This is a genomic window from Flavobacterium sp. WC2416 (assembly GCF_041200095.1).
Lineage (GTDB): Bacteria > Bacteroidota > Bacteroidia > Flavobacteriales > Flavobacteriaceae > Flavobacterium.
Map to the genome: position 1 here is coordinate 1,743,229 of NZ_CP165626.1, position 13,816 is coordinate 1,757,044.

A 13,816-nucleotide genomic window follows, 5' to 3' on the forward strand; every position below is an offset into this window, starting at 1 on the left:
AAATACAGATAATTGAGCCACGCTTTTTTTAACCTTAAAAAAGCCTTTTTTATCTAAGAGCGTTTTTGATATACCAATTAGAAAGCCCCCTTTCTATAGATTCAACACCATCCTACAGTTAAGTTTTTATTGTTCGTTATTTTATTATTTAAATTCAATAAATATGAAAACATTTCTACGCAATTCCAGATTTTTGATTTTTGTTTTTTTAATTACCAATTTATTTTTTGCTAGTGGGGTTTATTCACAGACAGTATCAACTGATCTGCTTGATTATACACCAGGATCAACAGCTATTATTACTGGTTCTGGATTTCAGGCTGGTGAAACTGTTACACTATTAGTGGAGCATGCAGGTGAAGAACCTGCAGGAACAGATCCACAGTATCATCAGCCTTGGACAGTTGTCGCAGATGGTTTAGGTTCGTTTACTTCCTCATGGTATGTACCCACAGTTGCGCAAGGTGATGCTCTTGGAGCCACTTTACTTTTGACTGCGGATGGAGCGACATCTTTACTACATGCAGAGTGGACGTTTACAGATGCTCAACAAACTTTATCATCAATATCAGCTGGAGCTCAAACAGGTTCTCTTACCTCTGGAACTGCTGGTAGCGTTTCATTTTTAATGACTGCAGGATTAGTAAATAATGGAGGAAAACCTAAAGTCACTTATAGTGTAACAAGTGGTCTTCCAACAGGTGCCACTGCACCATCTGTTGTAAGCCCAAATGGGTCTTCAGATGCAACCTTGACAGTTACTACAACGGTAGCTACGCCCACGGGCTCCTACACCTTAAATATATCTGGTTCTGACGATAATAATCCTGTCAACACTAGAACGACAACCGCGACTTTGGTTGTGGGCGGAAAAATAACTCCAACCGTTACTCCAATAGTAGGATCTTATGTGTATAATGGTTCTCCTCAGGGGCCAAATTCGGCAACTAATACAGGAACAGGAACAAGTTATACCTACAGTTATGTTGGGGTAAGTCCAACTACATATCCACAAAGTTCAATACAACCAACAAATGCTGGAAATTACACGGTGATTGCAACAGTTGGAGCAAATGGGAATTACAATTCTGCTAGTTCTCTTGCTACTGCTTTTTCAATAAGCAAAGCTACCCCAACAGCAACTCTAGCAGTAAATAATTCTCCACTTACATATGATGGAACAGGGAAATCGGCTACAGTTTCAGTATCAAGTAGTTCTGTTCCAGGAAATGTCAATAGTATCCTTACTGGAGGAGTGGCTACTCAAACCAATGCAAGTACATATGCAGTTACGGCTAGCTTCATGCCTACCGATTCAGCAAACTATAATAGTTTAACAGGTTTGTCTGCGGGTAATTTTGTTATTGGTAAAGCCGCTTCGGTAACCACAGTTACAATCACAGGCGCACCATTTACTTATACCGGTTCGGCAATTGAGCCGGCTTCGGTTACCGTAACAGGAGCAGGAGGATTGAGTTTAACTCCAACTGCGAATTATGCAACTAACATTGATGCAGGAGTGAATACCGCTTCAGCAAGTTATACTTATGCAGGAGATGCAAATCACGAGTCAAGTTCAGACAGCAAAACCTTTACAATAGGTAAAGCCGCTTCTGTAACCACAGTTACAATCACAGGCGCACCATTTACTTATACCGGTTCGGCAATTGAGCCAGCTTCGGTTACCGTAACCGGAGCAGGAGGATTGAGTTTAACTCCAACTGCGAATTATGCAACTAACATTGATGCAGGAGTGAATACCGCTTCAGCAAGTTATACTTATGCAGGAGATGCAAATCACGAGTCAAGTTCAGACAGCAAAACCTTTACAATTGGTAAAGCCGCTTCTGTAACCACAGTTACAATCACAGGCGCACCATTTACTTATACCAGTTCGGCAATTGAGCCGGCTTCGGTTACCGTAACAGGAGCAGGAGGATTGAGTTTAACTCCAACTGCGAATTATGCAACTAACATTGATGCAGGAGTGAATACCGCTTCAGCAAGTTATACTTATGCAGGAGATGCAAATCACGAGTCAAGTTCAGACAATAAAACCTTTACAATAGGTAAAGCCGCTTCTGTAACCACAGTTACAATCACAGGCACACCATTTACTTATACCGGTTCGGCAATTGAGCCGGCTTCGGTTACCGTAACAGGAGCAGGAGGATTGAGTTTAACTCCAACTGCGAATTATGCAACTAACATTGATGCAGGAGTGAATACCGCTTCAGCAAGTTATACTTATGCAGGAGATGCAAATCACGAGTCAAGTTCAGACAGCAAAACCTTTACAATTGGTAAAGCCACTTCTGTAACCACAGTTACAATCACAGGCGCACCATTTACTTATACCAGTTCGGCAATTGAGCCGGCTTCGGTTACCGTAACAGGAGCAGGAGGATTGAGTTTAACTCCAACTGCGAATTATGCAACTAACATTGATGCAGGAGTGAATACCGCTTCAGCAAGTTATACTTATGCAGGAGATGCAAATCACGAGTCAAGTTCAGACAATAAAACCTTTACAATTGGTAAAGCCGCTTCTGTAACCACAGTTACAATCACAGGCGCACCATTTACTTATACCGGTTCGGCAATTGAGCCAGCTTCGGTTACCGTAACCGGAGCAGGAGGATTGAGTTTAACTCCAACTGCGAATTATGCAACTAACATTGATGCAGGAGTGAATACCGCTTCAGCAAGTTATACTTATGCAGGAGATGCAAATCACGAGTCAAGTTCAGACAGCAAAACCTTTACAATTGGTAAAGCCGCTTCTGTAACCACAGTTACAATCACAGGCGCACCATTTACTTATACCGGTTCGGCAATTGAGCCAGCTTCGGTTACCGTAACCGGAGCAGGAGGATTGAGTTTAACTCCAACTGCGAATTATGCAACTAACATTGATGCAGGAGTGAATACCGCTTCAGCAAGTTATACTTATGCAGGAGATGCAAATCACGAGTCAAGTTCAGACAGCAAAACCTTTACAATTGGTAAAGCCGCTTCTGTAACCACAGTTACAATCACAGGCGCACCATTTACTTATACCGGTTCGGCAATTGAGCCAGCTTCGGTTACCGTAACCGGAGCAGGAGGATTGAGTTTAACTCCAACTGCGAATTATGCAACTAACATTGATGCAGGAGTGAATACCGCTTCAGCAAGTTATACTTATGCAGGAGATGCAAATCACGAGTCAAGTTCAGACAGCAAAACCTTTACAATTGGTAAAGCCGCTTCTGTAACCACAGTTACAATCACAGGCGCACCATTTACTTATACCAGTTCGGCAATTGAGCCGGCTTCGGTTACCGTAACAGGAGCAGGAGGATTGAGTTTAACTCCAACTGCGAATTATGCAACTAACATTGATGCAGGAGTGAATACCGCTTCAGCAAGTTATACTTATGCAGGAGATGCAAATCACGAGTCAAGTTCAGACAATAAAACCTTTACAATAGGTAAAGCCGCTTCGGTAACCACAGTTACAATCACAGGCGCACCATTTACTTATACCGGTTCGGCAATTGAGCCAGCTTCGGTTACCGTAACAGGAGCAGGAGGATTGAGTTTAACTCCAACTGCGAATTATGCAACTAACATTGATGCAGGAGTGAATACCGCTTCAGCAAGTTATACTTATGCAGGAGATGCAAATCACGAGTCAAGTTCAGACAGCAAAACCTTTACAATTGGTAAAGCCGCTTCGGTAACCACAGTTACAATCACAGGCGCACCATTTACTTATACCGGTTCGGCAATTGAGCCGGCTTCGGTTACCGTAACCGGAGCAGGAGGATTGAGTTTAACTCCAACTGCGAATTATGCAACTAACATTGATGCAGGAGTGAATACCGCTTCAGCAAGTTATACTTATGCAGGAGATGCAAATCACGAGTCAAGTTCAGACAATAAAACCTTTACAATAGGTAAAGCCGCTTCGGTAACCACAGTTACGATCACAGGCGCACCATTTACTTATACCAGTTCGGCAATTGAGCCGGCTTCGGTTACCGTAACCGGAGCAGGAGGATTGAGTTTAACTCCAACTGCGAATTATGCAACTAACATTGATGCAGGAGTGAATACCGCTTCAGCAAGTTATACTTATGCAGGAGATGCAAATCACGAGTCAAGTTCAGACAATAAAACCTTTACAATAGGTAAAGCCGCTTCTGTAACCACAGTTACAATCACAGGCGCACCATTTACTTATACCGGTTCGGCAATTGAGCCGGCTTCGGTTACCGTAACAGGAGCAGGAGGATTGAGTTTAACTCCAACTGCGAATTATGCAACTAACATTGATGCAGGAGTGAATACCGCTTCAGCAAGTTATACTTATGCAGGAGATGCAAATCACGAGTCAAGTTCAGACAGCAAAACCTTTACAATAGGTAAAGCCGCTTCTGTAACCACAGTTACAATCACAGGCGCACCATTTACTTATACCGGTTCGGCAATTGAGCCAGCTTCGGTTACCGTAACCGGAGCAGGAGGATTGAGTTTAACTCCAACTGCGAATTATGCAACTAACATTGATGCAGGAGTGAATACCGCTTCAGCAAGTTATACTTATGCAGGAGATGCAAATCACGAGTCAAGTTCAGACAGCAAAACCTTTACAATTGGTAAAGCCACTTCTGTAACCACAGTTACAATCACAGGCGCACCATTTACTTATACCAGTTCGGCAATTGAGCCGGCTTCGGTTACCGTAACAGGAGCAGGAGGATTGAGTTTAACTCCAACTGCGAATTATGCAACTAACATTGATGCAGGAGTGAATACCGCTTCAGCAAGTTATACTTATGCAGGAGATGCAAATCACGAGTCAAGTTCAGACAATAAAACCTTTACAATTGGTAAAGCCGCTTCTGTAACCACAGTTACAATCACAGGCGCACCATTTACTTATACCGGTTCGGCAATTGAGCCAGCTTCGGTTACCGTAACCGGAGCAGGAGGATTGAGTTTAACTCCAACTGCGAATTATGCAACTAACATTGATGCAGGAGTGAATACCGCTTCAGCAAGTTATACTTATGCAGGAGATGCAAATCACGAGTCAAGTTCAGACAGCAAAACCTTTACAATTGGTAAAGCCGCTTCTGTAACCACAGTTACAATCACAGGCGCACCATTTACTTATACCGGTTCGGCAATTGAGCCAGCTTCGGTTACCGTAACCGGAGCAGGAGGATTGAGTTTAACTCCAACTGCGAATTATGCAACTAACATTGATGCAGGAGTGAATACCGCTTCAGCAAGTTATACTTATGCAGGAGATGCAAATCACGAGTCAAGTTCAGACAGCAAAACCTTTACAATTGGTAAAGCCGCTTCTGTAACCACAGTTACAATCACAGGCGCACCATTTACTTATACCGGTTCGGCAATTGAGCCAGCTTCGGTTACCGTAACCGGAGCAGGAGGATTGAGTTTAACTCCAACTGCGAATTATGCAACTAACATTGATGCAGGAGTGAATACCGCTTCAGCAAGTTATACTTATGCAGGAGATGCAAATCACGAGTCAAGTTCAGACAGCAAAACCTTTACAATTGGTAAAGCCGCTTCTGTAACCACAGTTACAATCACAGGCGCACCATTTACTTATACCAGTTCGGCAATTGAGCCGGCTTCGGTTACCGTAACAGGAGCAGGAGGATTGAGTTTAACTCCAACTGCGAATTATGCAACTAACATTGATGCAGGAGTGAATACCGCTTCAGCAAGTTATACTTATGCAGGAGATGCAAATCACGAGTCAAGTTCAGACAATAAAACCTTTACAATAGGTAAAGCCGCTTCGGTAACCACAGTTACAATCACAGGCGCACCATTTACTTATACCGGTTCGGCAATTGAGCCAGCTTCGGTTACCGTAACAGGAGCAGGAGGATTGAGTTTAACTCCAACTGCGAATTATGCAACTAACATTGATGCAGGAGTGAATACCGCTTCAGCAAGTTATACTTATGCAGGAGATGCAAATCACGAGTCAAGTTCAGACAACAAAACCTTTACAATAGGTAAAGCCGCTTCGGTAACCACAGTTACAATCACAGGCGCACCATTTACTTATACCGGTTCGGCAATTGAGCCGGCTTCGGTTACCGTAACAGGAGCAGGAGGATTGAGTTTAACTCCAACTGCGAATTATACCAATAACATTGATGCAGGAGTGAATACCGCTTCAGCAAGTTATACTTATGCAGGAGATGCAAATCACGGGTCAAGTTCAGACAGTGAAGCATTTACGATTTTGCGAAAAGTTGCGAGTGTTTCACCAATAGTAAATACTAAAGTTTACGGTTCGATAGATCCTATATTGAGCGGTAATTTAGTTGGGTTTCTTTCTTCAGATGTAGTTACGGCTTCATACAGTAGAACTGCGGGTGAAACTGTTTTAGGCAGTCCATATATAATTAGTGCTGTTTTAAATCCAGCTTCAGTATTAAGTAATTATGACATTACTTATAACACAGCATCATTTGTAATTACTACAAAAGCTTTGGAAGGTTCATTCACTGCCAGTAATAAAATTTATGATGGGAATAATACTGCTACTGTTACTAGTCGCTCATTGATTGGAGTACTGACAACAGATCTTACAAATGTGAGTTTAGAGGGAGGTTCAGGTACTTTTGATACAAAACATGTTGGAACAGATAAGACAGTGACTTTAATTGGGGCTACACTTTCAGGTCCTGCTAAGGATAACTACAATTTAATTTCTTTGAATACAACTATAGCAAATATTAGTAAAAAAGAGGTTACAGTCACAGCAATAACTGACACTAAAGAATACGATGGTTATACTAGCTCATTAGCGGTTCCTACGATATCAGGAATTATTTCTCCAGATGTAATTATTACAATACCACTACAAGTTTATGATAACAAAAATGTAGGTACAAATAAAGTAATGACTGCTTCAGGCTTGACAATTAGTGACGGCAACGGCGGTTTAAACTACAGTATTAATTATATTAATAATACAACAGGAATCATAACAGATACTCAAAAACCAATAATTAGTTGCATATCGAATATGGAACTTGAAGTAAATAGTAATTTATGTACTTATACTAAACAAGGAACAGTTTGGAATGCAACTGCAACAGATAATTATGCGTTAAGTAGTGTAACTTATCAACTTACTGGAGTTACTATAGGTAGTGGTAATAGCCTTGATGGAGTAGTTTTTAATAAGGGAGAGACGATAGTTACTTGGACAGCTACAGATACTAGTGGGAACTCTGCTAGTTGTAGTTTTAAGGTAAACATTACTAGTTCTTTAAGTGCTACGACATCTATAAATAATAAACAATTGTATTTTGGTTTATCAACAGATCAAATTGCAACAATCACTACATTGCCAGCAGGGGGAACTGGTCCATACACCATTAAATATGAGTTGAATCGACCTATGGAATGTAATGTGAATGGAGGAAATGAAACTTTTACTGGAGAAGCAACAAAAACTAATTCAAGTTTAAATATGAATAACATTTGTAGTGCTACAGGTATTCCATCTGTAACTTCAACTGTTATTTCAACAGGTACTTATGCATTAACTGTAAAATTAATGAAAGACGCGATTATAACAGCAACAATTACTGATCGATTTGGTTGTAGTTTTATAACAACAACTCAAGTTTGGGCTGAAGATGTTCGTTGTTTTGCTGGAAAAAGTGGTAATGCAAAAGTTAAAATTTGCCACAAAACTAATAATAGTTGTAATGAAATTTGTGTAGATGAATCGGCAGTAGCGGCACATTTAGCACATGGAGATTTCTTAGGACCTTGTAATGCGAAATGTGAAGCACCTATTGCACATAGACCTCTTGTAATAGGGAAACAAGAAATAATTGATTTAGCTGAATTTGATGTAAAAGCGTATCCTAATCCATCGAATCACCAATTTACGATAGCAATTCAAGGTAGTAATGATGAAAAAGTAGAAGTGTTTGTTTATGATATGCTTGCAAGAATGATTAAAAAAATAGAAAAACCAAATGCTCAAAATATTTTATTAGGAGAAGAATTGCCTTCTGGGGAATATCTATTGTTAATTAGACAAGGAAGTAATCAAAAAGCAATTAATGTAATTAAAAAATAAAATAATTGGGTGATACTATGAACTTAGAGAAAACCAGCCCAATTTAATTTGGGCTGGTTTTTTTAGATTTAATTACAAATAGTAAACATATTTTAAATTTTCGTTAAATAATATAATAATCAAAATTCTTACATTTTAAAAAGCTAAATTTGAGAGAACTAAAAAGTTAAAATTATGAAAAGAAATGCAACCGCTATTTGGAAAGGATCTCTTAAAGAGGGAGCTGGTGTATTAACAACGCAAAGTAAAACATTAGAAAATACACAATATTCATTTAAATCTCGTTTTGAAGAAGGCGTAGGGACTAATCCTGAAGAATTAGTAGCAGCAGCACATTCAGGCTGTTTTACTATGCAACTTTCTGCTTATGTTACCGAAGAAGGTTTTGAAATAGAAAGTATTGAGACCAAATGTATTATTAATTTGGTTGAGGGAACAATACTAAGTTCCCATTTAACTGTTGCAGCTAAAATAGCTGGAATTTCGAATGAAAAATTTCAAGAGTTAGTCACTAAGGCAGAGAAAAATTGTCCGATTTCTAAATTGTTGAATGCAGAAATTGTATCAGAAGCCAATTTGGTTTAAGAAATAGAATAAGTACAAAAAAAGGTCTCAATTATAATTGAGACCTTTTTTTTATAAAATTAGAATTGATGTATTTACCAAACCTGATGTACTTCGGGTTTAATATATTGCTCATAAATTTCATTCATAGCCTTGATTTTTTCGGGTGTTAACTCGGGTAAATCATAAACAGATAAGTTGGATTCCACATGACTTACTTTAGAAGCGCCTGGAATAATACAACTAATTTCATTAAAACTCAAAATCCATTGCAAAGCGATGGGCGCTAAGTTTGTTGTGTTTGGGAATAATGCTTTTAATGCTTCAACGGCTTTTAAACCCAATTCGTAATTGATGCCAGCAAACGTTTCTCCTTTGTCAAAAGCTTCCCCATTTCGATTAAAATTTCTATGATCTTGTGATTCAAATTTGGTTTCTGAATTGAAAAGTCCAGTAAGGAGTCCGCTAGCTAAAGGAACTCTTGCAATGATTCCTATATCTTTCTTTTTGGCTTCTTTGAAAAAAAGCTCCGAAGGACGCTGACGGAAAAGATTAAAAATAATCTGAACGGTATTTACGTTGGGATATTCAATTGCTTTTATGGCTTCTTCCACTTTTTCGACACTAACTCCAAGGTTTAAAATTTTACCTTGGTCTTTTAACCGATCAAACATTTCAAAAATCTCAGGACGATAGTAAACTGGATTTGGAGGACAATGCAATTGAATAAGGTCCAATGTTTCCAACCCTGTTCTTTTTAAACTGTCTTCTACAAATTTTTGAAGCACTTTAGGTTGATATCCTTCGCTTGTATGAGGATTAATTTGGCGACCACATTTTGTAGCTACATAAATTCGTTCTGAACGCGAACGAACCACTCTACCTACTGCAGTTTCACTTAATCCATTTTCATAAACATCTGCGGTATCAATAAAGTTTACACCATTGTCTATTGCTGTATTTATTAATTCGTCAGCTGTTTTATCATTAAAAGGGGAACCCCATTTTCCTCCAACTTGCCATGTTCCAAGTGCTATTTCGGAGATTTCAAAATTAGTTTTTCCTAGTGTTCTATATTTCATTTTGTTGCAATTTTTAGATCAAGTTATTTAGTCGAGTTCAATTGAATGGCTTGTTGTACTAATCGAGCCATTACTTCATATCCAGTTTTGTTTGGATGGACGCCATCTGCTGAATAAATTAAGGGTAGTCCGTTGCGGTCATCAACCATTGCCGAATAGTAATCAACAAAAGTAATGGCATTAACGTCGGCATAATTTATTAATAAGTTGTTTAAAGCCATGATTTTAGTAGCTGGGTTTTGATTGGGGTTCCAAGGAAAATCAAAAGCAGGTAAAACAGAACAAAGAATCACTTTAATATTGTGGGCTTTCGCCAACTCAATCATAGAAAAAATATTATTTGTAATCATTTCTAAGGTTGCAGGTCCAGTATTTTCAGCGATATCATTTACACCCGCAAGAATAACTACAATGGTAGGTTTTAAAGCAATAACATCAGCTCTAAAACGAATCAGCATTTGTGGCGTTGTTTGACCACTAATTCCACGATTGATGTAATTATGAGTTTGAAAATATTGTGGCGCTACATTGCTCCAAAACTCGGTTATAGAATCGCCCATGAAAACGACGCTATTCGAAGTAGTAGGTTCGTTTTGTAAACGAAGGTTATCTTTTTGATATTTATTTAAATTTGGCCAGTCTTGTGCCTGCAGTTTTTGTCCCATAAGAAATGATGAAAGAAATAATCCGAAAAATAAACGATATGCTTTCATTAAAAATTCCGATTCGTTAATTGAAAATAAGCAGTGACTTTTATAAGTAACAATAATGTATTTAAAGTGTTTTTTGAAAACAAATGCTGTCTTCTATATCTTCATATTGACCATAATTAGGGATTACAACAAATCCATTTTTTTTATAAAGTGCAATAGCTTCTGGATATTTTTTACCAGTTTCAAGGATGCAACTGGTGTAGTTTTCTTCTTTTGCCCAAAATTCTAATTCGGTTAAAACTTTAGAAGCAATTCCTTTGCCACGAGCTTCTGGATTTACATACATTCTTTTTATTTCGGCAACACCTTCTTCATAGAATTTAAAAGCACCACAACCTACCGCTTGTAACTCATCATAAACCACAATCGCATTCTTGATACTATCCGTTTTATTAAACTGTGCAAAGAAAGTGTGTTCGTCCCCATCCCTTAGTTTGATGTCTCTATCAAGTTTATTTATCAAGCTGATAAAATCTATGTTTTCTGGAGTGGTTCTAATTATTTTAATCATATGAAATGTTTAATCAAATAAATCAGAAGATAAATAACGATCACCACGGTCGCAAATAATAGCTACGATAACGCCTGATTCTAGTTCTTCGGCTATTTTTATGGCAGTAGCAACTGAACCACCACTACTCATTCCAGCAAAAACACCTTCTTCCAGAGCTAATTTTTTAGTCATTTCTCTAGCTTCTTGTTCACTCACTTCTACAATCCTATCCACTTTTGAGGCATCAAAAATCTTTGGTAAATATTCTAGCGGCCATTTTCTAATTCCAGGAATTTGGGAGCCATCACTGGGTTGCGCTCCAATAATTTGAATATCTGAGTTTTTTTCTTTTAAATAAGTAGAAGTTCCCATAATAGTTCCGGTAGTTCCCATTGCCGAAACAAAATGGGTTACGGTACCGTTAGTGTCATTCCAAATCTCAGGACCAGTTGTTTTGTAATGGGCTTTCCAGTTGTCTTCATTAGCAAACTGATTGAGCATAATATAACCACCTTCAGCCACTTTTTTATCCGCATAATCTCTAGAGCCTAAAATCCCTTCTTTGGCTGATGTAAGAATTACGGTTGCGCCATAAGCACGCATGGTTTGTGTTCGTTCTTTGGTTGAATCTTCTGGAAGGACAAGTTCTATTTCTATATTGAATAACTGTGCAATCATGGCTAAAGCGATTCCAGTGTTTCCGCTAGTAGCTTCAATCAGTTTATCGCCTTTTTTTATATCACCTCTTTCTAAAGCTGCTGCAATCATGTTGTAAGCGGCTCTATCTTTTACACTGCCTCCAGGGTTATTCCCTTCCAGTTTTAATAAGAGTTTTACATTTTTATTCTTGATCAAATTAACCGTTTCTACTAATGGAGTGTTCCCAATTAGATCTAATAATTTTTTTGGCTCCATACTATCTTAACTCTTTTACTTTTACTTCGGTTGTTGTTGTATTTGTAACTATTGATTGGGCTGGAATTGATTTGGTCACCCAAGTGTTTCCTCCAATAATACTTCCTTTTCCTACGATGGTTTCTCCTCCAAGAATAGTTGCATTAGCATAAATGCATACATTTTTCTCTACAGTAGGATGTCTTTTGGCATTTTTCATGTCTTTGCTTACGCTCAGTGCGCCCAAAGTTACTCCTTGATATATTTTTACATTCTTTTCGATAACTGCTGTTTCTCCAATTACAATTCCGGTAGCGTGGTCAATAAAAAAAGGAGATTCGATACTTGCACCTGCATGTATGTCTGTTCCTGTAATACGATGCGCGTATTCACTCATTAATCGAGAAAACAGCAATAGGTCCAAAGCATATAATTCGTGGCTTAAACGATAGATGGCAATGGCGTAAAATCCAGGATAAGCGAGGTACACTTCTTCAATACTATTTGAGGCAGGGTCATTTTCTAAAATGTAAGCTGCATCTTGATTTAGTTTTTCAAGTACTGACGGTAATTTTTCCAGGTATTTATCCCACATGGAGTCGCATAAGGCATGGGGCTTTTTACAAGCAATTGCTGAAATGTCTTTAAATAACTTTTCAAGTTCATCAATGCTTTCGCTCAATGGAGCATTTTTATCAAATAAGGTATAAAACAGCTTTTCAGTAAAAGTTTCTGTTTTTGTTTTGATTCCATAATTAATGGAAAAATGACTCTTTAATGAGGCAATAGTATTAATAATCAGATCTTTTGTCATGATTATGGGGGGTGAATTGTTAATAGAATGGGTTAAAAGTTGTTTATTTAGAAACAGCAACAACAACTCCATTTTGATGAAATTGGAATGTTATAAAGAAAAATGATTTGTTTGTAGTTCATAACGAAACGGTTTCCTTAAATAAAAACGAAACAAATATATTGAACTATTTTGGATTATGTTGTAAGATGTAGCACAGTCTAACAAAAGCAGGTGCTTTTTTTTAATAAAAGTGAATTGATGGGCTGATAATTATTTTAATATCAAAGTGTTTTTTTAATATGTAAATTAGCCTAGTAAAAAACGCTACAATGAAACCAATTAATACTTTTATAAGTGATCTTTCCAAAAAAGAATTTCCATTGACGGATAAAGTTTCTGGAAAATTAATTCGGAATCCAATTTTGGAATTAATGAAAGCAGATTTTCCTAATTTCAAAAGCGATCAGTTTTTATCAATAAAAGAGCTTAATTTATATAGAGAAAAATACATCTCCAATTATTTGTCAAATGAAATAGGGGAGTTGTCAAAAATCGAATCTAAAGTTATTGGAGAACTGGATGGTTACGACTCTGTAGTAAGTAAGGTGGAAGATGAAATTGAAGTTCGAACCGTTGGGCAAATTGTAGCTGATAAAGTAGCCGATTTTGGAGGTAGTTGGCGATTTATTATTTTATTCGGGATATTTATTGTGCTTTGGATTTTGGCTAATATTTATATTCTCTTGAATAAAGGGTTTGATCCTTATCCATTCATTTTATTGAATTTAATTTTATCTTGTCTTGCTGCACTTCAAGCTCCGGTAATTATGATGAGTCAAAATCGTCAGGAAGAAAAAGACCGAGACCGAGCAAGAAAAGATTATATGATTAATTTAAAATCTGAATTAGAAATAAGAATGCTACATGAAAAGTTAGATCATTTAATTCGGCATCAACAAGAAGAATTAATAGAAATTCAGAAAATTCAAATTGAGATGATGAATGATATTTTAAGTAGAATTTCAAAAGAAATTTAAAATAAAAATCTTGTTTTCACAAACTCCAAATTGAAAAAATAGGCACAATTTTATAGAATAAAAAGCGAGAAAAATAGCTTTAAATTTGTTGGAAATA

8 protein-coding genes are annotated in these 13,816 nt (G+C 37.6%); 3 read left to right on the forward strand and 5 right to left on the reverse strand.

Annotation, left to right across the window (positions count from 1 at the left end):
* Positions 1 to 163 precede the first annotated feature (163 nt).
* Positions 164 to 8,140, forward strand: a complete 7,977-nt coding sequence (locus AB3G39_RS07400) for a YDG domain-containing protein (protein WP_369764697.1) — start codon at positions 164 to 166, stop codon at positions 8,138 to 8,140.
* Between the two features lie 174 nt (positions 8,141 to 8,314).
* Positions 8,315 to 8,725 carry an OsmC family peroxiredoxin gene (locus AB3G39_RS07405; RefSeq protein ID WP_369764698.1) on the forward strand — a complete coding sequence of 137 codons (411 nt, stop codon included), beginning with the start codon at positions 8,315 to 8,317 and terminating at the stop codon, positions 8,723 to 8,725.
* A gap of 74 nt (positions 8,726 to 8,799) precedes the next feature.
* Here the strand turns inward: AB3G39_RS07405 and AB3G39_RS07410 are convergent, their stop codons facing one another.
* The 5 genes from AB3G39_RS07410 to epsC all read right to left on the reverse strand — a co-directional run bounded on the left by AB3G39_RS07410 (position 8,800) and on the right by epsC (position 12,700).
* Positions 8,800 to 9,786 carry an aldo/keto reductase gene (locus AB3G39_RS07410; protein ID WP_367771117.1) on the reverse strand — a complete coding sequence of 329 codons (987 nt, stop codon included), beginning with the start codon at positions 9,784 to 9,786 and terminating at the stop codon, positions 8,800 to 8,802.
* A gap of 23 nt (positions 9,787 to 9,809) precedes the next feature.
* Positions 9,810 to 10,451 carry an SGNH/GDSL hydrolase family protein gene (locus AB3G39_RS07415; protein WP_369752249.1) on the reverse strand — a complete coding sequence of 214 codons (642 nt, stop codon included), beginning with the start codon at positions 10,449 to 10,451 and terminating at the stop codon, positions 9,810 to 9,812.
* Positions 10,452 to 10,560: 109 nt separating this feature from the next.
* Positions 10,561 to 11,010 carry a GNAT family N-acetyltransferase gene (locus AB3G39_RS07420; RefSeq protein WP_367771111.1) on the reverse strand — a complete coding sequence of 150 codons (450 nt, stop codon included), beginning with the start codon at positions 11,008 to 11,010 and terminating at the stop codon, positions 10,561 to 10,563.
* Positions 11,011 to 11,019: 9 nt separating this feature from the next.
* The gene (gene cysM, locus AB3G39_RS07425; RefSeq protein WP_369764699.1) at positions 11,020 to 11,907 is read right to left on the reverse strand and encodes a cysteine synthase CysM; all 888 of its coding nucleotides are present in this window, start codon (positions 11,905 to 11,907) and stop codon (positions 11,020 to 11,022) included.
* A 1-nt stretch (position 11,908) separates the two neighbouring features.
* Positions 11,909 to 12,700, reverse strand: coding sequence for a serine O-acetyltransferase EpsC (epsC, locus tag AB3G39_RS07430; protein ID WP_367771106.1), 792 nt, complete (start codon positions 12,698 to 12,700; stop codon positions 11,909 to 11,911).
* Between the two features lie 311 nt (positions 12,701 to 13,011).
* On the opposite strand from epsC, the gene AB3G39_RS07435 reads away from it, so the two are divergent.
* Complete coding sequence (locus AB3G39_RS07435; protein ID WP_367771104.1) at positions 13,012 to 13,719, forward strand: DUF1003 domain-containing protein; 708 nt, start codon at positions 13,012 to 13,014, stop codon at positions 13,717 to 13,719.
* The last annotated feature ends 97 nt before the right edge of the window (positions 13,720 to 13,816 follow it).

Coding starts and splice junctions, on each gene's coding strand:
- AB3G39_RS07400 (WP_369764697.1), top strand. CDS start 164: ATGAAAACATTTCTACGCAATTCCAGATTTTTGATTTTTGTTTTTTTA.
- AB3G39_RS07405 (WP_369764698.1), top strand. CDS start 8,315: ATGAAAAGAAATGCAACCGCTATTTGGAAAGGATCTCTTAAAGAGGGA.
- AB3G39_RS07410 (WP_367771117.1), bottom strand. CDS start 9,786: ATGAAATATAGAACACTAGGAAAAACTAATTTTGAAATCTCCGAAATA.
- AB3G39_RS07415 (WP_369752249.1), bottom strand. CDS start 10,451: ATGGGACAAAAACTGCAGGCACAAGACTGGCCAAATTTAAATAAATAT.
- AB3G39_RS07420 (WP_367771111.1), bottom strand. CDS start 11,010: ATGATTAAAATAATTAGAACCACTCCAGAAAACATAGATTTTATCAGC.
- cysM (WP_369764699.1), bottom strand. CDS start 11,907: ATGGAGCCAAAAAAATTATTAGATCTAATTGGGAACACTCCATTAGTA.
- epsC (WP_367771106.1), bottom strand. CDS start 12,700: ATGACAAAAGATCTGATTATTAATACTATTGCCTCATTAAAGAGTCAT.
- AB3G39_RS07435 (WP_367771104.1), top strand. CDS start 13,012: ATGAAACCAATTAATACTTTTATAAGTGATCTTTCCAAAAAAGAATTT.